15 protein-coding genes and 2 pseudogenes are annotated in these 18,165 nt (G+C 37.1%); 12 read left to right on the forward strand and 5 right to left on the reverse strand.

Annotated features, from left to right (window positions below):
- Window positions 1–3 precede the first annotated feature (3 nt).
- On the reverse strand, window positions 4–618 hold the full coding sequence (locus ACZ5B7_RS03975; protein WP_464492740.1) for a hypothetical protein: 615 nt from the start codon (window positions 616–618) through the stop codon (window positions 4–6).
- Window positions 619–776: 158 nt separating this feature from the next.
- Here ACZ5B7_RS03975 and ACZ5B7_RS03980 point away from each other — a divergent pair.
- The 4 genes and pseudogenes from ACZ5B7_RS03980 to ACZ5B7_RS03995 all read left to right on the forward strand — a co-directional run bounded on the left by ACZ5B7_RS03980 (window position 777) and on the right by ACZ5B7_RS03995 (window position 3,226).
- Window positions 777–1,420, forward strand: a pseudogene (locus ACZ5B7_RS03980) (YczE/YyaS/YitT family protein).
- Between the two features lie 310 nt (window positions 1,421–1,730).
- Window positions 1,731–2,237, forward strand: a complete 507-nt coding sequence (locus ACZ5B7_RS03985; RefSeq protein WP_464492741.1) for a CBO0543 family protein — start codon at window positions 1,731–1,733, stop codon at window positions 2,235–2,237.
- A 163-nt stretch (window positions 2,238–2,400) separates the two neighbouring features.
- Window positions 2,401–2,877 carry a hypothetical protein gene (locus ACZ5B7_RS03990; protein WP_464492742.1) on the forward strand — a complete coding sequence of 159 codons (477 nt, stop codon included), beginning with the start codon at window positions 2,401–2,403 and terminating at the stop codon, window positions 2,875–2,877.
- 100 nt (window positions 2,878–2,977) lie between these two features.
- Window positions 2,978–3,226 (forward strand): hypothetical protein, encoded by a 249-nt coding sequence (locus tag ACZ5B7_RS03995; protein ID WP_464492743.1) that lies wholly within the window; start codon window positions 2,978–2,980, stop codon window positions 3,224–3,226.
- A 92-nt stretch (window positions 3,227–3,318) separates the two neighbouring features.
- Here the strand turns inward: ACZ5B7_RS03995 and ACZ5B7_RS04000 are convergent, their stop codons facing one another.
- Window positions 3,319–3,717 carry a (deoxy)nucleoside triphosphate pyrophosphohydrolase gene (locus tag ACZ5B7_RS04000; protein WP_464492744.1) on the reverse strand — a complete coding sequence of 133 codons (399 nt, stop codon included), beginning with the start codon at window positions 3,715–3,717 and terminating at the stop codon, window positions 3,319–3,321.
- 465 nt (window positions 3,718–4,182) lie between these two features.
- On the reverse strand, window positions 4,183–5,064 hold the full coding sequence (locus ACZ5B7_RS04005) for a LysR family transcriptional regulator (RefSeq protein WP_464492745.1): 882 nt from the start codon (window positions 5,062–5,064) through the stop codon (window positions 4,183–4,185).
- 143 nt (window positions 5,065–5,207) lie between these two features.
- Here ACZ5B7_RS04005 and ACZ5B7_RS04010 point away from each other — a divergent pair, with 143 nt between their 5' ends.
- The 5 genes from ACZ5B7_RS04010 (at window position 5,208) to ACZ5B7_RS04030 (ending at window position 9,856) form a co-directional block, all read left to right on the forward strand.
- Window positions 5,208–6,416: a multidrug efflux MFS transporter gene (locus tag ACZ5B7_RS04010; protein WP_464492746.1), complete on the forward strand. Its 1,209-nt coding sequence runs from the start codon at window positions 5,208–5,210 to the stop codon at window positions 6,414–6,416.
- A 245-nt stretch (window positions 6,417–6,661) separates the two neighbouring features.
- The gene (locus tag ACZ5B7_RS04015; RefSeq protein WP_464492747.1) at window positions 6,662–7,273 is read left to right on the forward strand and encodes a hypothetical protein; all 612 of its coding nucleotides are present in this window, start codon (window positions 6,662–6,664) and stop codon (window positions 7,271–7,273) included.
- Between the two features lie 448 nt (window positions 7,274–7,721).
- Window positions 7,722–8,213, forward strand: a complete 492-nt coding sequence (locus ACZ5B7_RS04020) for a GNAT family N-acetyltransferase (RefSeq protein WP_464492748.1) — start codon at window positions 7,722–7,724, stop codon at window positions 8,211–8,213.
- 660 nt (window positions 8,214–8,873) lie between these two features.
- Window positions 8,874–9,596, forward strand: coding sequence for a hypothetical protein (locus ACZ5B7_RS04025; protein WP_464492749.1), 723 nt, complete (start codon window positions 8,874–8,876; stop codon window positions 9,594–9,596).
- A 95-nt stretch (window positions 9,597–9,691) separates the two neighbouring features.
- On the forward strand, window positions 9,692–9,856 hold the full coding sequence (locus tag ACZ5B7_RS04030) for a hypothetical protein (RefSeq protein ID WP_464492750.1): 165 nt from the start codon (window positions 9,692–9,694) through the stop codon (window positions 9,854–9,856).
- Window positions 9,857–10,285: 429 nt separating this feature from the next.
- On the opposite strand, the gene ACZ5B7_RS04035 is transcribed toward ACZ5B7_RS04030, so the two are convergent.
- On the reverse strand, window positions 10,286–11,239 hold the full coding sequence (locus ACZ5B7_RS04035) for a hypothetical protein (RefSeq protein ID WP_464492751.1): 954 nt from the start codon (window positions 11,237–11,239) through the stop codon (window positions 10,286–10,288).
- 440 nt (window positions 11,240–11,679) lie between these two features.
- On the opposite strand from ACZ5B7_RS04035, the pseudogene ACZ5B7_RS04040 reads away from it, so the two are divergent.
- From ACZ5B7_RS04040 to ACZ5B7_RS04050, 3 genes and pseudogenes are all read left to right on the forward strand, one after another.
- Window positions 11,680–12,580: pseudogene (locus ACZ5B7_RS04040) on the forward strand (IS110 family transposase); the annotation flags it as partial.
- 297 nt (window positions 12,581–12,877) lie between these two features.
- A complete protein-coding gene (locus tag ACZ5B7_RS04045) occupies window positions 12,878–14,089 on the forward strand; it encodes a Kelch repeat-containing protein (RefSeq protein ID WP_464492752.1) in 1,212 nt (403 codons plus the stop codon).
- Window positions 14,090–14,642: 553 nt separating this feature from the next.
- Entirely contained in the window at window positions 14,643–16,517 is a 1,875-nt protein-coding gene (locus tag ACZ5B7_RS04050) for a sigma-54-dependent Fis family transcriptional regulator (protein WP_464492753.1), read from the forward strand.
- Between the two features lie 178 nt (window positions 16,518–16,695).
- On the opposite strand, the gene ACZ5B7_RS04055 is transcribed toward ACZ5B7_RS04050, so the two are convergent.
- The gene (locus ACZ5B7_RS04055) at window positions 16,696–17,787 is read right to left on the reverse strand and encodes an LLM class flavin-dependent oxidoreductase (RefSeq protein ID WP_423800788.1); all 1,092 of its coding nucleotides are present in this window, start codon (window positions 17,785–17,787) and stop codon (window positions 16,696–16,698) included.
- Window positions 17,788–18,165: the final 378 nt, after the last annotated feature.

Raw genomic sequence — 18,165 nt, forward strand, 5'->3', positions numbered from 1 at the left:
TTCTTATAGCCAATCTCTTTTATTTATTTGTAATCCCTCGTTACCAAAGAAGTGCTCGATGTATTTCTGTTCCTCTTCAACAGTTCTTACTTTCAATACTGGACTTTCGCTTGGCTGTGAAGGATCGCCTTTTATGTTCCTAATTGTCAGATAGTCATTTTCGAAGTTAGAAAAGTCTCCATTTAGCCATTTATCTAAGATTTTCTGATATGGTTCGGATGCTTTTAGTTCCACTGCCTTGTTTTTAAAATATTGAAGATTAGCTCGGTCAAACTGAATTCTCTTGATACTATCAGGAGTATTTGGGATACTGAAGTTTTCTTCACCCTTGAATTCTAACTTCTGAAGAGCCATCGTTATCATTCCGTAGTAGAATAAGTCATCACCCTTTACATCACCCTCAATTTCTTGAAAGTTCTTTGCCGCTTTAACCAATTCGGCTTGGCTAACTTTATGAACTACTACTTTTTCTGTATTATCTGATTCATCCTGACTAACTTTATGACGATCTTGAGTTGAGACTGCTTCTGCTTTATCATTATTAGACGAAAAATATGTATATGAGCCTCCCATTACTATTGCTAATCCAAGTCCTGAATAAATAAGAGTTTTATTCATTAGTGTTCCCCCATATATTTCTACTGAAAGTTAATTCTTTACTAAGTTTACCATATGTTTCCTCCCCGTTAACAACCTTTGAATTCTATAAATTATCTTGTTCTTTTTGGCCTCTACATCTAAAGTAGATGATGAATATATGATGTAGAGGTGTAGAGATGTCACTTTGGCTATTACGGTATTTTATTTTTTTCTTGGTTTAACTTTCTTTGGATTAGGAAATGCGATAGCAGTGAATGTTCAATCCTTGGGGCTGCATCCATGGGAGGTATTAAACGTCGCTCTGTTCCAACGGATCGGATTCACGATTGGGACTTGGAGTGTCATATGCGGTTTAGTACTGGTGCTGATTACTCTTGTCTTTGATAGGAAGTATATTAGTATTGGGACCTTTCTAAATGCCTTATCAATTGGCCCAATCATGGATTTCTTTTTGCATCTCAATATTCTTCCTCGTGAAAACGAGTATTGGTGGGTAAATCTACTAATCTTGTTAATGGGTATCATCATAACAGGCATTGGCGGAGGAATCTATGTGGCTGCGGGAATCGGGGCAGGTCCAAGGGATGGTTTCATGCTTTCCGTTTCGGAAAAAACCGGGTTATCGGTCAGTCGGGCAAGAATCGTTGTCGAGAGTGTCATCTTGATTATCGGCTTAATCCTTGGCGGTCCTGTCTTTATTATGACGTTTGCATATACCTTTATTCAAAGCCCCATCTTTCAGTTTTCCATGAAACTAATGCGTTCCTATATCGCTAGTCTGGAGCGACAGCAAATGGGACAATTTAAAATCCCGTTATAAATCTAAGGAGGCTGCCTTTTTTTATGGTCAACCTCCTTTCAACTTATTTTACTGACATGTACTTTACTTCAATTTGGAGTGAAGTCTTTTCTTATTTAAGTAACGGTACAGGTTTGTTGAATAAGGTTACTTTACATAAAAAAATATCTTAAGGGAAAAATAAGAAAAAAGAGTTTCATAAATAAATGATGATGTATTAGTAACCATAATCGGAACATAAGGACAGGGTTCCTGTTGATTTATAAATTGATTAGGTTTGTATATAGGCTAAACTTTTTTAAAAGTATAGGAAAGGAAAGGATAGTAATTAATGCACATTGCTATTGCGGTATTAACCATTGTGGCTTCCTTTAAGTGGGGAAACTGGAAAAACTGGAGAGAATACCATGCCAGTATGTTTTTTATTTCCACGGGCGGTTTGCTGTACGAATATATTGTAAAGGAAAATACCTTATGGAAGTTCCACCCAGATTTCTTATATGGACATGAAATGGTCGTGATTGTTTATGCTGTAATTACGATGCCTGTTAGTATCTTTTTATTTCTTTCCCATTTTCCAGAAAGATGGTTGCAACGCCTTTTTTACATATTATTTTGGTGTGGAATCTACATTTCCGTTGAGTGGATATTGGATGTGTCAGGAAGAATCTCATATCAGAATGGATGGAAATTTTGGTATTCTTTTTTATTTGATATTGTCATGTTTTCAGTAATTGCACTGCATCAATATAAACCCTTCAAAGCTTATATCATTTCTATATTTATAATCATCTTTTTAATATCCTACTTTGATATTCCTTTTACATTTGCTAAATAACTCTAAAATCATTTAACGGTACTTGTAAACTAGCGGAGTGTGTTTCTGTATTATCAGTAACGCTTTTTCACTAAAAGTGCAGAATAGTTGAACAAGACAAAGGGTGGACTATTTCTGAATTAATTGTTATCAAATACATATCATAAACTTTGGAGCTGGTATATTGAAAAATTCAAAATTATTTTATATAGCTTTGCTGATTGTACCTTGGCTTACAGTACCATTCTTAGGGCGAAATGCATTTAAAAAATACCTACCAGCAGCAATATTTATAAGTACATTGACAAAAGCTTTAGACTTATTCGGTGAAAAGAAAAAATTGTGGCGAATTTATAAAGGTATACCACCTTTGGATAGCGCGAACTTTTTTAATTTTGGTCCATATCTTGTTGCAAGTCTTTGGATATTAAAATTTACTTTTGGTAAATTCCCATTGTATTTAATTTCAAACCTAATTCTTCACATTTGTTTTATTTATCTAGGAGGTTTAAAATTTTTAAAACATTATAAAATTGCTTCCTTAGAAAAATTAACAAAACTTCAATACCTAACAATCCACTTTTTAAGGGGATTAATTCTTTATGGTTTTCAATATATAAATAATTTTAGTATTAATACGAAAAAGCATTCTAACAAGTAATCAAATTAAATTTATTGCAAAGGATGGGGATTTCTAAAAATAAAACACTGTTCCTAGTGTTTATATAGCTTTAATTTTTATCCTTATTGTGTCAAAGAATGTGCATCAGAAACATCCGTTCCTTCAGCATGACCCTTATTCAGGAGGAGATTGTGTCTTTGTTCCTAGTGATGTTGCAGCATACCGTGAAGGCGCCCTGAATATAGGTGTAGTTGGGGATCCTACTGTTTCTACTAAAGAAAACGGAGAAATCTACCATCATGAGCTTGTTGGAAATATCGTAAACTTTATTCAATATTGTGAGGAAGAGGTACAAGTTACACTTCGTAACCAAGAGATTCCTTTATGATGTCTGGCACGACCCGACGAGGTAAGAATTATCTTTATTAAGCAGCGGGGAATATATCTCCAAAAAAGTATAGTCTTCTCATTTCGAGAAGACTATTTTTCTTGGCTTAATTGCTCAACTGCCGGAAGATCAGCCGGAGCCCATTTGAGCGAATCTAAGTTTTGTCTTTTTAACCAGATTAACTTTGAATGCTCACTTGGCCTTGGTGTTCCTTTAACTACTCTACATTTAATGGAGATTAAATTAATGATAAATTTGTCGTATTCATGGGTGTTGTCATTAAAAACTTCATTAAATGTCTCAATTTTACAGCCCAACTCTTCAGCAATTTCCCTTTTTAGCGCTGAATGAATGTCCTCATTTGCTTCCACTTTTCCACCAGGGAACTCCCACCTATTTGGAATCGACATTACTGGAGATCTAAGAGCACACAGAATTTCTTGCTGTTCATTTTCAATGATGGCAGCAACAACTTTTACAAGCTTTTTCAAGATACCCCTCCTATACATTTTCATTAGCCATTTTGATACCACTTTTCGTGGATAGATGCTGCATTGGTCATTTTTTTGTTTATTTTTTAAAAAAATTGACTCTAATCAAGGTACCAAAAATATCTTCGAATCACTTTTAAAAAAAGCTTTTTAAACACTAATATTTATACAAAAATTGTCGATTTAGAGCTTTATGCCACTAAAACAGCAGCTACGATTCCTGTTTGGAGGATTAGGTGGATAACTAATTGCGATTGGGATTATGGTTTCTATAGTCGGGTGTTTAAATGGGAAAAACCTTACCTTCCAAATGATCTTTACGAAGGTTGATAGATTGCTCGCTCTCCTAATGGTGGAGAGCGTTTTTTGTGATAGAAATTTTAATCATGACCATACTCATGGAAAAAGCAGTTGCTCAGGAACCAAACAAACCCATACATATTTCCTAAATTGCCCAAGCTTCATTTAGTTTAATTCCTTAAAAAATTTAATCATAAATTCCCGGAATTCCCGGACGACCTTTGAGGTATACCGGTCCGTTTTCCATGCCATTCCGATCGTTCTTGTACAGACAGGCTGTTCAATGTGCAATGGTACAAGTTTTTCATAGTGTGAATAGCGAAGGGTATGCTCGGTTAAAAAGGATACACCCAATCCCTCCTCTACATAGTGATGAATCGATCCCGGTTCTTCGAGTTCAAAGGCGATTTTCGGTGTGAATCCTGCTTTTTCACAAAAACCATCTGTTAGCATTCTGAAGGGATTGGTCGGCTCTCTGTGAATAAATTGTTCATCTGCCACTTCCTTTAACTGAATGCTATCTCTCCTAGCCAAAGGATGGGTATCCGGCACTACGAGGAATACTTCATCCTCCATCAGATTAATCCAACTGATTCCTTCTTTTTCAATAGGAAAGTAAGTCACACATAAATCGATTTCCCCTTTTTCCAATTGTTCCTCCAGTCGCAAAGGAGAATGCAAACTTACTTGAAAATTGACGAATGGATAGGTCTTACGAAATTGACTAATCATATTCGGCAATAATGGGATATGCATGACCGAAAGTGAAATTTGATTCCTGCTCTTTCCTGCAAGTTCCGCCATCTCAAGCTTGGCAGATTCTAATTCAGAAAAAGCTCTATCTACCCCTTTTAAAAAAATTTTTCCAAATTGATTTAGTTTAATATTCCTTCCCTCTCGATTAAAAAGGGAAACACCCAGCTCTTCCTCTAAACGAGAAATGGTTTGGCTTAGTGATGGTTGTGCAATCGTAAGCTCTTTGGCAGCCCTTGTCATATGTTCAAACTTGGCAACCGTTTGAAAATACCTTAATTGTAAGAAATCCATTTGTCCACCTCTACTAATAGTCCTTAACCTATAAGCAAATAGTAATATATATATTATTCATTATCAATTATTTGGAGTATGATTGTGAATATCAATTATTTTGGGAGTCGAAATAAATTCTAACGAATAAGAAAGGTGTTTATATGGAGAATTGGAAAAGAAATTTGTTTGTTTGTTGGTTCGGTTCATTTGTGACGGCCGCAGGGATGAGTCAAATATCTCCTATGCTACCTTTATATATAGATCAGCTAGGTGTACACGCAACTTCAGATATTGAAAAATGGTCTGGATTGGTTTTTGGTTCAACCTTTTTAATCTCAGCCATTGTTTCGCCTATATGGGGAAAACTTGCAGATAAAAAGGGCAGAAAGCTAATGTTACTCCGTGCAAGCCTTGGAATGGCCATTGTCGTTTTTATGATGGGATTTGTACAAAACGTTTATGAATTGCTCGCATTACGGATGTTAATGGGTGCCGTTTCCGGTTACATCTCTGCAGCGGTTACCTTAGTTGCCACACAAACACCGAAGAAAAACTCAGGCTGGGCACTCGGTACACTTTCAACAGGTTCCGTCAGTGGTGGACTTCTAGGTCCTTTAATGGGGGGGGTTATTACTGAATTCTTTGGTATTCGAAGTTGTTTTGTTGTAACAAGCGTGTTATTGTTAATCGGCTTCTTTGCCGTTTTATTTTTGGTAAAGGAAGAATTTACACCTGTTCATAAAACACCGTTAGCCTTTAGCCAAGTTTGGAAGCTAGTTCCTGATACGAGATTGCTAATTTCATTGTTTGCCAGCGTATTTATTTTACAAATTGCCAATATGTCCATTCAGCCATTAATTACTGTTTATGTAAAAGAATTATCACCACATGCAGCCCATTTATCTATGATAGCGGGAATGGTGGTGGCTGCTGCCGGTTTAGCCAATATAATCGCTGCTCCACGGTTAGGTAAACTTGCTGACCGGATTGGTTCAAGAAAAATATTGATCGGGGCACTTATTGCTGCAGGGATTATCTTTATCCCACAAGCATTTGTGAAAACACCCTGGGAACTCATGGGACTGCGCTTCTGTCTTGGGCTTGCGACAGCTGGATTATTGCCATCCATAAACAACCTTGTCCGAAAAAGTGCACCAGATGAAATAGTTGGCCGGATTTTCGGATATAATCAATCCGCACAGTATATTGGTACTCTCGGAGGATCTGTATTAGGCGGGCAAATGGCAGCCTTCTTTGGCATACATTATGTGTTCTTCACCACAAGTGCTTTATTACTGCTAAATGCATTATGGGTTTACAGTATTAATCATATTAGTATTAGAAGAAGGACCATGTCACATAGTCATTAAGAAGCACACTGAGATTTCAGCGTGTTTCTTCTTTTTGTTCTTTATTTAATAATGTTAAACCCTTGACTTAGTCATTGTAAGTTCCCAAAGTTGTAGTTTTTTACAGTGGAATGCCAGAGTCAAAATGGATCGCTGCGGCGGTCCTTTTTGCTTTTTGTGCTAACGATGTAGGTTAGTTCAACAAGGAATTCCGATTTTTTGTATCGAATAGATAATAAAAATATCTTTTTTAAAAAGGAGACCTTATGCTTTTTCATTATCATTTTTGGACCCCTTATGTAGAAGAAACAGAAAAATTTTATTTAGAAAATGGATTCCGTATTTCTCAACGTATAGGAAAATACAATGGCGATTTTCAAGCCTTTAATCCCCCGTTAAAGTGGGATGATTTTCGTGGAAAAAAGATTCTTTTTCGTATTATAGAGGCAAGAAAAGGGGCAGTAAATATTACTTTTGGTTTTGGAAAGAAAATTATGTTTGACCATATTGGCTTTCTAGTTTCAGAAGAAGAACAAGCTGATATATATGAAAATGCAGCAAAAATGAATTGGGAGGTAGATAAAGGGGAACGTCGAACCTTTATTGCAACACCATACAATTTTAGAATTGAACTTCAAACCAATGAAGATGCAGTAGAATCCTTTAATCACCAGGTAAAAATCCAGGGATTAAATTTAACAACAAAAAAAGCAGGATTAGAAAGCGACCTTTTTACTTTGTTCGGTAATTCTGCATATAACATTAGTTCAGAAGTTGGAGACGTGGTTACAATCAAACAAGCGGTAATAAAAAACCTCATTTCATCACCTATTGTAGACCCTAATGGCGTTGAAATTACAAGTGACCAAGGTTTTTAGTTTGTGAAAAGATGCACTTAAACAAACGGAGGCAATTATTGAAGAAGCGAATGGTTCTGTGTAGATAGATTGCTATGAAGTAGGTATCTTTGTAAAAGATCCAACTTATTTAGCATTCCTTCATCAAGATGTTTTGTCACAAGGAGATAAGGAATTCGCATTCATTAAAGCATCAGATGAGTGGAATTTTAGTGATAGGTACTGATAAGTCGGTGCGGTTTTTGTTTCTTTCAATTTGGGGCTGTGTTGGCTCTTTTTTTGTTCCGCTAAAGAAGCAGGATAGTTAAAGAAGAAAAAGAAACAAAACAAATTAATTTAAAAGATAGTTTAACCCAAAAAACTTCGTTAGATTTCCTTACAAAAGTACCATCTGTCAATTTTTTATGTGGTATTTATAAATATATAAATAAGTATATGGTTTTCTTGGATTCTATTAGGAGGGAGAAATATGAATTTAGAAATAAGGTTGGCAATTGAGAAAGAAGCTCCAATTGTTCATAAGCTTATGTTAGAGGCGTTTGAAGAATATCGATTACTTGAAGTTCCTTCAAGTGCATTAAATGAATCATTAGATTCTTTAATAAATGTACTTGAAAACGGTTCAGATAATGCTTTATTGTGCTTCGTAAATGGTGAGCCATTAGGTTCCTCAAGATTTACAATTAAAGGTGATTCATTATACTTTTCAAGATTATCTGTAACACCACACGCAAGAGGAAAGGGGATTGCAAAGGCTATATTATTGTGGCTTGAGAAATATGCTAAAGAAAATGGAAAAATCAAAATGAAATGTCGAGTTCGATCTTCAATATCTAAAAATATAAGTTTATACGAGGCAATGGGTTATATAGTTTCTAAAGAAGAGGTTGTAACCAATCCTAATGGTTACCCTGTAAAAACAGTGGTAATGGAAAAGAATTTGGAACAAGTAACGGCTTGATAAACGAACGGGTGCGTTAATTGAATAAGCATATGTATTTAAAGGCTTAAAATACAAGATGTTATGCATACCTTGTATATTAAGCCTTATTTCTTATTCGAAAATACTGCCATAAGCGACATTTCTTGACTACCAAATACATATAAATGACAATTTATTTGGCGATGGGAGAGGGGCAATCCCTTTAATAGCAGCGTTTCTGCAGCTTTTACATAAACGTTTGTGTCACTTCATTTCCTTGGAAATTTGTCGAAAAGGCACATGACGACGGTTTTCTTGTGTACCAATTCAAATGTCGTTCTCCTCAATACACCCAAGCATGGAACATAAACCGGCTAACCAAAATGAAGCAAGAGAACCGTCCCCATGCTTCCTTTTTGCTTCTTGTGCTAACGATGCAGGTTAATTGAAGAAGAGTAGGGAAATTATCTACTAATAAATTGGTTGTTTTTTTACAATTGTCTGAAGTAATGGACGATTTCTAGAGGAACATTTCTAATAAAATTTGGTATTGCAATTGAGGAATAACACTTTTTATATTTTTTTAGCCAGTAAAGGGCAAAGACATAATCTCTCAGAGTGAAGTAGAGTATAATGTAATAGAACAAAAGCGGTACAAGTCTTTGTTCTATTATATTAACTTTCAAGGAGGTGAAAATTATGTCATTACCAAGTTTCCCCAGTATGACACCTAACATTTCAATTTCCACTGCACAAACGATACCATTGCTGTTAGGTTCCATAGCACTTGAGGAATTGGCTCTCGCTCACCTGGTTAACGCAGAAGCAGAAGGACTTCAATTTATCCTCGGCACTTTAACCCCAACAAACACGAATTTTACCCCAGCAAATGTTTCGTTATCCAATTTTCTTACTGCCAATGCGAGTGTTCAAAGAACCCTTCGTGACGTCATAAAGAAAGAAATGCTGCTCGAGTTCAAATTTGAAAACGTCCTAGACCTAATCGCTAATACAACAACACCTCCATTCGCTTGCGACTGCTCTGCCACTTTAAACTTCTCTCAGGTTGCACCGCCTTCCGCATTTACTCAAGTTCTAACAGGAGCGATTTGCCCTGGCTGCGAACCAACAGGCAGTGGGTTCACATTTACAAGAGTGTCAGATTTCGTCGTATCTTTCATATCTAACACAATCACTTCGGTTACTTGTATTATCGGAGATACCAACAGTGCCATGGAAGTAACGGGAACTGGCATGGGTACATTTAATGGTACTCCGTTCAGTTCTAACTTCAGTTTACTACTGGAAGATGGTAGTGTTTTTGATACCTTTAGACTAGTGTTTGAAATTAATGGTACTCTGGTTGAATTCACTGGTATATCACCTGCAGGCGGTTCCATCGAAATAACTCCTTGCCCTTAACTTTGACAGACGATGAGTTAAAACAATTTCCATTCCGAAATTTGAATGGGAATTGTTTTTTTCGTTTATTTAAGAGGAGGGGCACAAAACTATGAATGAGCAAAGCATCAATGCACAAAATGCAGGCAATCACAAAACACGCAGAATACAATGAAATCATCAAATCGTCAGCCAATAAAAAGAGAATTTCCAAAAATAAAACAAGGTGGCTGCGGCTGCTGAAAACTCCGTCAGTTACTATAACAGCGGCAAAAAAATGAGAAGAAGCAAATCCATCTCATCTGCCCTTTAGACAAACAAATTTACCTAATTTCGATTTAAAAAATGGTATTCAAGGATGATTTTTTTGGTCCAACTAAAATTTGACCATTTTATATATTTGTGAATAACTTCACTTAAACGAACGGGGGCCAAGAGATAGTTTTTCAAGAGCAATGGAAGCCAAAAGCAGGGGAGCAACCTGTGCAGTAGTACTTATTGATTTATTAAAATCCCTATGACAATGTATAACGCAGATCTTTTGATGTACCAACATAAGAAAAAACATATAAAAGCAGTACATTTCACAAATGAAATCGAATCGCTTTTATATGTTAAATAGGAAAAATTCGTAGAAATCCTTTGCTATTTTTAATCAACTGATGACAAGGGAGTGGAATTTTTGTGTACTTGCTAAAATCGGTATTATGTTAACCGGCGCAGTCTACAATATCAATCGTAATGGTATTGCTGTCTTGTCCCAAAGCAGTAGCGGTAATCATTTCTGTATTAGGTACGGTAGTATTAACTTCGAAAGTAGCAGAAAAAGAACCAGATGGATCTGTTTGAGTAGGGTTGGTAGTTACTATAGCAATAGCAGGATTACTTAGTGTAAAGGAAACCGGTGTGCCTGCAGGAGGAGGACTTCCATTCACCAACACTTGCCCAGTTAGAAGCGTGGTACCAAGACCTGTTCCCGAAGTACATAATAAGTCTGCTACAGAACTCAAGGTAACTGTAACGTTTGTTGCGCAGTCTACAATATCAATAGTAATGGTATTGCTGTCTTGTCCCAAAGCAGTAGCGGTAATCATTTCTGTATTAGGTACGGTAGTATTAACTTCGAAAGTAGCAGAAAAAGAACCAGATGGATCTGTTTGAGTAGGGTTGGTAGTTACTATAGCAATAGCAGGATTACTTAGTGTAAAGGAAACCGGTGTGCCTGCAGGAGGAGGACTTCCATTCACCAACACTTGCCCAGTTAGAAGCGTGGTACCAAGACCTGTTCCCGAAGTACATAATAAGTCTGCTACAGAACTCAAGGTAACTGTTACAGTAGGGGGAGGAACCGGAGTAGTTGCGATTAAATTCAGAACGTTTCGAAATTTGAATTCCAACAGCATTTCTTTCATTATGTTGTCACGAAAATTGTTTTCAACACTGGAATTCAAATCAAGAAAGTTTGAAAGAGTAATGAATGTAGGGGAAACTGCTATACCACCTTTCAATGTTCCTAAAAAACTTTGGATTCCTTCTGCTTCCGAATTGATCATATGTGCTAGCGCTATTTCCTCCAGGGCAATGGATGCCAGTAGCAAAGGAACGATTTGTCCGGTGCTGAGCGAAATGGTAGGTGTCATATTAGGAATATTTGGCAAAGACAATACTACTCAACTCCTTATATAATTGTAAATTGGTGCTGTATAATATATTCAATTAAATATTAAGTGGACTGTATTCTTGTCCATGTTTAAGGTAAATAGAGGGTGCAGTGAAAATAAACTGGCTTCGTTTAGAGGATTAGCACAATTTTTTGTTCAACATTGTGAAGGTTTACACTTAAACTATCGGGGGCTTTCGTATTATAGAGTTAACCAGTTTTTACTGGTTGCTCTTTTTTTTATAGGACCTATTATTTCAGTAGCCAGGGTAGAGCGTACGGGTGCGTGGGAGTTAGATTTCGTCAACTAAACTGTTCGTCCCCTACTTGTAGAATGATGTTTTAGGCTGGTTGGGACATATGATCTCGTATAACAAGCAAAGCTATGGAACTACAGGAAGGTATAGGGGTTACTGGTGAGTACATCAAAGGGAGAGATGATTATTGAATCCGGTAGTAGGCCTGGATGTGGCCAAAGGTGAAAGTGAAGCTCAAGCCTTTTGATAAAGATAAGCCTTATGGAAAAAGCTTTAGTGTGAAGCATATCAAGGAGGATTTAGATTCATTTGTTTCTTTCTTGAGAGGAATAGAGAAAAAGACTGGTGTTCGGCCAGCTATAATCCTTGAATCTACTGGACATTACCATACACCAATTATTCAATGTCTGGAGAATAATCAATTTTTATATATCTTGGTAAACCCGATTATCTCTTATCAGGCAAAGAAAACAAGCCTGAGGAAGGTAAAAACAGATGCGGTTGATGCTTATCATCTTTGTATTCTTTATTACAAGGAAGAATTTGAGCCTTATAAAAAAAGAGGACTAAGACTTCTAAACCTGAGAACCTTATCAAGGCAATACGAAACCGTTACGAACCTTTATATCCAGGCTAAACTTCAGTTCCATACGATTCTTGATCAGGTATTTCCTGAATATAGGGGAGTCTTTGGGGATTTATTTTTGCAAGTTTCTCTCAAAATATTAAAAGAGTTTCCAACATCTGAAGATGTTCTTATGGCAGGGGAACCCAGGATTATTGCACGATTAGAGGAAATGCGTATTAAACGATCATCAAGTTGTATGATGGAGAGGGTAGCCAAATTGATAGCTTCGGCTAAACATAATCCTTTCCAACAAGATGTTTATGAAAGCCACTTGTTCATTTTAGATATGTACATTACTATGCTTCTTCAATACCAAGAACACCTATCAAGCTTAGAGAGGCAGATAGATGTTCTGGCAGAAGAAATTGAAGAATGTAAGATAATCCAATCAATTCCCGGTATAGGAGGAAAAATCGCGGCAACGATTATTTCCGAAATCGGAGAAATTGACCAGTTTAATGCTCATACAATTGGGCTTAAATCTGACAGTACTGTGGTGGCTGTGGGTTGGAATCAGCATGGCCAATGCGATGTAAATGACTGGCGCGATCTGCGGCGATCCCATTTTTCTTATTGACTAACGAGGAGGTTAGCATCAAGGATGTGTTTTTAGTCTAAAGATGAAAGTTGAAAAATCCGCATTTATAATAGGAAAAACACACTTCCTTTCAAATTATTTTTTAATATTATAAAGAGAACCATGGGAGTACAAGCTTTGCTCTCAAGTTACTTTATTTTATAGTTAGGAGGTAAAATTATGTCTCAGGCTAATTTTAATAACATCACTCCAACAATCTCTCTGTCAACAGCACAGACTGTTCCATTATTACTGGCTTCTGTTGCCCTCGAGGAATTGGCGCTGGCACACTTATTGAACTCAGAAGCAGAGAAACTTCAATTTGTTCTAGGTACATTAACCCCTGCACGTACCACTTTCTCCCCTGCAGTGGTTTCTTTATCAAATCTTTTTACCCTCAATAATAGTGTTCAAAGAACCCTTCGTGATGTCATCAAAAAGGAAATGCTGCTGGAGTTCAAGTTTGAAAACACATTAGATTTAATTTCAACGCTTGTACCTTCACCAGGACCAAGGTTTACGCGGATTTTTGCCGCAGGCGGCGGATTTTTCGGTGTTAACACTAATCAAACCGATGTTTATTCCTGTCTCACAGATACTTGGACGACACTTGCACCAATGTCAATACCGCGGGAAGGACACGCAGCGGCACTTCTTCCCGATGGAAGAGTCATTGTTAGTCATGGTGAGTCACAAAATATTGGTGATACAAACACCGTGGAAATTTATGACCCTGTATCGAATACTTGGTCGGCAGGTCCTAATGCGCCAGTCATCAATGCCGAACTGATGGGAACACTCCTCAATGGCAAGTATTACGTTGTAGGGGGGCGTGATAATTTTAGCAGCGTACAGATATTTGATCCTACCACTAGTACTTGGTCATTAGGTCCTTCATTACCAACTCCAAGAGCCGGTTTGGCAGTGGTTGAATTAAATGGATTGTTACATGCCATTGGAGGAAGAAATGGTACAGAACCACGAAGTGGAAGTGCTTTTGTAACACACGAGGTCTTTGACCCGACTACAAATACTTGGACAACCAGGGCGCCATTGCCTCTGCCGCGCATGGATATCTATTCTACTGTTGCCTTTGATGGAAAAATATACGTGATTGGTGGATTCGACGGTTCAACAACCGTTAATACTGTGTTCATATACGACCCTGCTACGGATACTTGGACAACGGGAGCGCCAATGCCTACTGCGCGTTCCAATGCTGGAGCTGCTGTTTGTGGAGATGAAATATTTGTAATGGGTGGCGTTCTTGAAGGATCATTTACACCACTTACTACTGTCGAAGCGTATAACCCAGCTACAAACACTTGGAGAACCAATGTTGCACCAATGCCTATAGGAAGAGCAGAATTTACTGGCGTTTCGTTATTATAAATTTGTGACGTAAAGGATTTTTCTGAGTAAATTTTAATCCCAGAAGCACTCAGTTCTCTTGTCTTTAGTAGGAAAAATTAAGAAGACAATTCTATCATTAATGAAAAAAGTAGAGATGCAGTATTAGAACCTTGCTGATAAACCGGCAAGGTTCAATTATCATGCTTTAGGGTTATGCGAGACTAGACCATTGCGACAAGTTTGCCTTTTACCTCGTGCCGTTCGAGGGGGTTAAGGCTTTCAGCAATTTCATCAAAAGATAATTTGTGAAATTCCCCCGATAAAAGAATCTCCTAATACTAGATACAGATAATTATGAAAATTCACTTTACCAGACCGCTGTATCTTGATAAAGTAAAAGAGACGGCATTATTTAGTGGTTAAGCTTTTTATTAACGTGATACATAAGCTAATTTCACTTTAATAGAAGTTAGAAAAAATGCACCCTATAACATTGGTTTTTACTACTCCAATTCATTTTCCGTCTGATGTAAGCGTTACCAAAATGAAAAAGTGATAATTTTCTGTTTGGAAAAGGGGGAGGGGACCAAAGATGGATCATACTATTCTTTTGAATCGCACTTGGGAGAGATTTGTGAAAGAAGATGTATTGGATTCGAGCAGAATTTCTAAACAAATTCTTGAATCTTGGTACAGATGTAAAGAGAGTAACGTAGATCCCTATTTAGTCAAAGGCAAGACAGTGTTGTTCGGTGACGAATATTTTAGTAAAGTATCAGAAAATGAAACGTTATTAAAAATAGCCACTCCTTATATTCAATCCTTATGGCGGTCCATCAAAGATAAATCTAGAATTATTATGCTTACTGATGCTAACGGTTATGTTTTAAAGGTGATAAGAGATAGCATAATCGATCCGATCTGTAACCAATTAAACCTAATTGAGGGTGTAAAGTGGACCGAAAAGGAAGTCGGGACGAATGCCATTGGAACGGCACTGGCAATAGAGGAGCCCATTCATGTCGTCGGGAAAGAACACTATTCACTCCTATCACAAAACTGGACTTGTTCAGCTGCCCCGATTAAAAACTCACGTGGTGAGTTAATTGGCGTTTTGGATATATCTAAGAACCAGCCATATTACGAATTCGATATTTATAGTCTCACTGTATCGACAGCATATGCCATTGAATCTGAGTGGAAGCTGCAGGAGCAAAGAGATCGGATCACACTGGTAGAACTATTTCTGCAGTTTAAACAAAAGGGCAATGAACAAATGATGATCTCAGATATAAATGGTTATTTTGTTACCGCTAGTGATTCCATCATGAAAATCATAAGAGATGGTAATAACCCTCATGATTTTGAAGTGAAAAACCTAAAAGATTTCGGAATAAAAATTTTAACGAAGCAGCCTCTTTACTCAGGGGATCATCGATTAATTGGATTCCAACATTTTGTGAAGCATGTAAATGAGAATTCTAATTATTATTTATCTGCAGTAGAAAACTTTACATTTATGGGAGAACAAGGAAATAGTATCGCTTTTAGAAAGATTCTAAGTGAGATGAAAAAAGCGGCAAAATCCAATGTTACGGTTTCTATTTATGGAGAAAGCGGAACAGGGAAAGAAGTGGTGGCTAAGTCGATTCATGTAAATAGCGACAGAAAATACAAACCCTTTGTTGCCGTTAATTGTGGAGCTATTCCAAAGGAATTATTGGAAAGTGAATTATTTGGTTATGTAGAAGGTGCTTTTACAGGGGCTAGAAAAAAAGGGTACGAAGGAAAATTTGTTCAGGCCAATAGAGGAACTATATTTTTAGATGAAATTGGAGAAATGCCATATTCCATGCAGATAGCCTTATTAAGAGTCCTTCAAGAGAAAGAAGTAGTACCAATTGGTTCGGAAAAGCCGATACCTGTTGATGTAAGAATTATCACAGCGACAAATAAAAATTTAGAAGAACTAGTTAGGCGTGGTGAATTTAGACAAGATTTATACTATCGTATCCATGTATTTGATCTTAAAATACCGCCTTTGCGTGAAAGGAAACAGGATATACCTGAGCTGGTTAAGTACTTTTTTAAGTCTAAAAATATAAATCTTACTATCTCATCAACTATTATGGATAAATTGACGACGTATTCCTGGCCCGGGAATATCAGGGAGTTATTTAATGTCTTGGAAAAAATGATGATCTTATCCGAAGGGAAATCTTTGAAGCTTTCACATTTGCCTTCGTATATTAAAGAAAGCCATGACAATCCCAGCACACCGATAGAACCTAAAGTAGAGTCAACAAATAAGTTAGAGGGGGGATTCTATTCAAACAATCATAAGCTTCAAAAGGAAAAAATGATAAAAGCGCTTCAGAGTACGAATGGCAATATAAAAGAAGCTGCCTCGTTAATTGGAATGCCTTTAAGTACGTTTTACCGTAAAATAAAAAAGTTTCATATATAATGAAAAATATGTTTTATAGCCAAAGTCAATACTGATTGATTTTGGTGATAAGGCAATCCAAAAGGAAAAGGGCCAATCTGGCCCTTATCTAATTGTGCACAGAGTTAACTCATGAATAGGGGAGCCTATCCCCTTCGTGTATCGGTTATCTTTACAAAATAAATGTTTAAGGTAGTGCCTATATACGAACTTTAGCTATTTTGTGGTTCACTCTTGGCATAACCTCTTCTTGAAGTAATCTCATTGATTTTTTCCAAATATCGGGTGTCTCGCTATAATCATAGCCTGTTACGAGTAAGGCCCCAAATCCGCCAACCGTTTCATAAAGATTTACTATTTTGTTTGCTACAGTTTCTGGAGAGCCAACAAACCAATTGTGTTTGGCAACATATTCAGTAGTGATTTGTGATTCATCAACAGATTCTTCGTGCTTGAATACAGATACTGCACGAAGGCTTCGGAAAAGGGGAATCCAATATTCGCTATGCTGTCTTCCCATCATTGAATTTAGTGATCCTTCAATTGCTTCCTCATCCGTATCTGCTACAAACACATCACGTGTAATCCTCCAGTCAGTTCTCGATGGAGTTCTGCCGCTTCTTTTTGCACCTTCCTCAACAGATTTCCAATGACCGGCTATATATTCATTGTTAGCTCCAAGACTCATTGGAATAAATCCTTTTTCACCAGCGGTTTTTAATGTTTCTGAACCAGGACTTAATCCGGTCACACCAATTGGCGGGTGTGGCTGTTGATAAGGATAAATATGGTAGCTTGCAAATGGATTGCCTTCAATTTTATTTGCCTTCCAGTAAGCTCCTTCAAATTGGAAAGGCTCTTTCTCATTCCAAAGTTTCAGCATGATTTCTAAAGCTTCTGCCATCATTGTTCGATTCTCACCAATTGCAGCATCAACACCAAAGGTTTCACTATCTGTCAGCAGGCCACCCGCTCCAACTCCCAGCATTAAACGCCCTTGTGAGAGATGATCAAGATACGCCACTCTATGAGCGAGCTCAACAGGGTGATGGTATGGCAGTAAATGAGCACCTGGTGCAAGTTTAATCTGCTTAGTTGACGTTAAAGCCTGAGCAATCATTAAATCTGGAGCTGGAATAGGTTCCCATGGTGCAGTAAAATGCTCTCCGATCCAAGCCTCTTGATATCCAAGAGTATCAGCGTACTGAATCATCTCTAAATCCCATTGCGTTGCATCATATAAACTTCTTTCCGGTGGATGTGACGGCATTAAAAATAAACCTAATTTCATACAATCATCTCCTTTTTAAATACATTTACACTTTAAATAATGCAAATTTTGTGCCAACTTAAAAAAGGAGAAAAGTGCTGATCCTATCCATGTTTTCAAAAAATCGGCAGTAAAATCATTACTAGAAATTTCTCATTTTTCTCATCGCAGCAATTAAATCTCGAATTCTATTCTATTTCTCAGCTTCTCACTTTTCTCACTTTTCTCAAGATGCATGGGGACGGTTCTTGTGCATCATTTCAGTCGTTTTCGGCTCCATGCACCCCATCATTGGAACCTGAAACGTCTCTGCAAAAATGAGGCAAGAGAACCGTCCCTATGCATCACGAAAAATTGACTATAATGAAAAATCAAATTAACATAAACTAAAAAGTTAAG

The sequence above is a fragment of the Neobacillus sp. S1115 genome, from assembly GCF_055385565.1.

Coding starts and splice junctions, on each gene's coding strand:
- ACZ5B7_RS04020 (WP_464492748.1), top strand. CDS start 7,722: ATGAATTTAGAAATAAGGTTGGCAATTGAGAAAGAAGCTCCAATTGTT.
- ACZ5B7_RS04055 (WP_423800788.1), bottom strand. CDS start 17,787: ATGAAATTAGGTTTATTTTTAATGCCGTCACATCCACCGGAAAGAAGT.
- ACZ5B7_RS04045 (WP_464492752.1), top strand. CDS start 12,878: ATGTCTCAGGCTAATTTTAATAACATCACTCCAACAATCTCTCTGTCA.
- ACZ5B7_RS04025 (WP_464492749.1), top strand. CDS start 8,874: ATGTCATTACCAAGTTTCCCCAGTATGACACCTAACATTTCAATTTCC.
- ACZ5B7_RS04015 (WP_464492747.1), top strand. CDS start 6,662: ATGCTTTTTCATTATCATTTTTGGACCCCTTATGTAGAAGAAACAGAA.
- ACZ5B7_RS04030 (WP_464492750.1), top strand. CDS start 9,692: ATGAGCAAAGCATCAATGCACAAAATGCAGGCAATCACAAAACACGCA.
- ACZ5B7_RS03985 (WP_464492741.1), top strand. CDS start 1,731: ATGCACATTGCTATTGCGGTATTAACCATTGTGGCTTCCTTTAAGTGG.
- ACZ5B7_RS04010 (WP_464492746.1), top strand. CDS start 5,208: ATGGAGAATTGGAAAAGAAATTTGTTTGTTTGTTGGTTCGGTTCATTT.
- ACZ5B7_RS03975 (WP_464492740.1), bottom strand. CDS start 618: ATGAATAAAACTCTTATTTATTCAGGACTTGGATTAGCAATAGTAATG.
- ACZ5B7_RS04050 (WP_464492753.1), top strand. CDS start 14,643: ATGGATCATACTATTCTTTTGAATCGCACTTGGGAGAGATTTGTGAAA.
- ACZ5B7_RS04005 (WP_464492745.1), bottom strand. CDS start 5,064: ATGGATTTCTTACAATTAAGGTATTTTCAAACGGTTGCCAAGTTTGAA.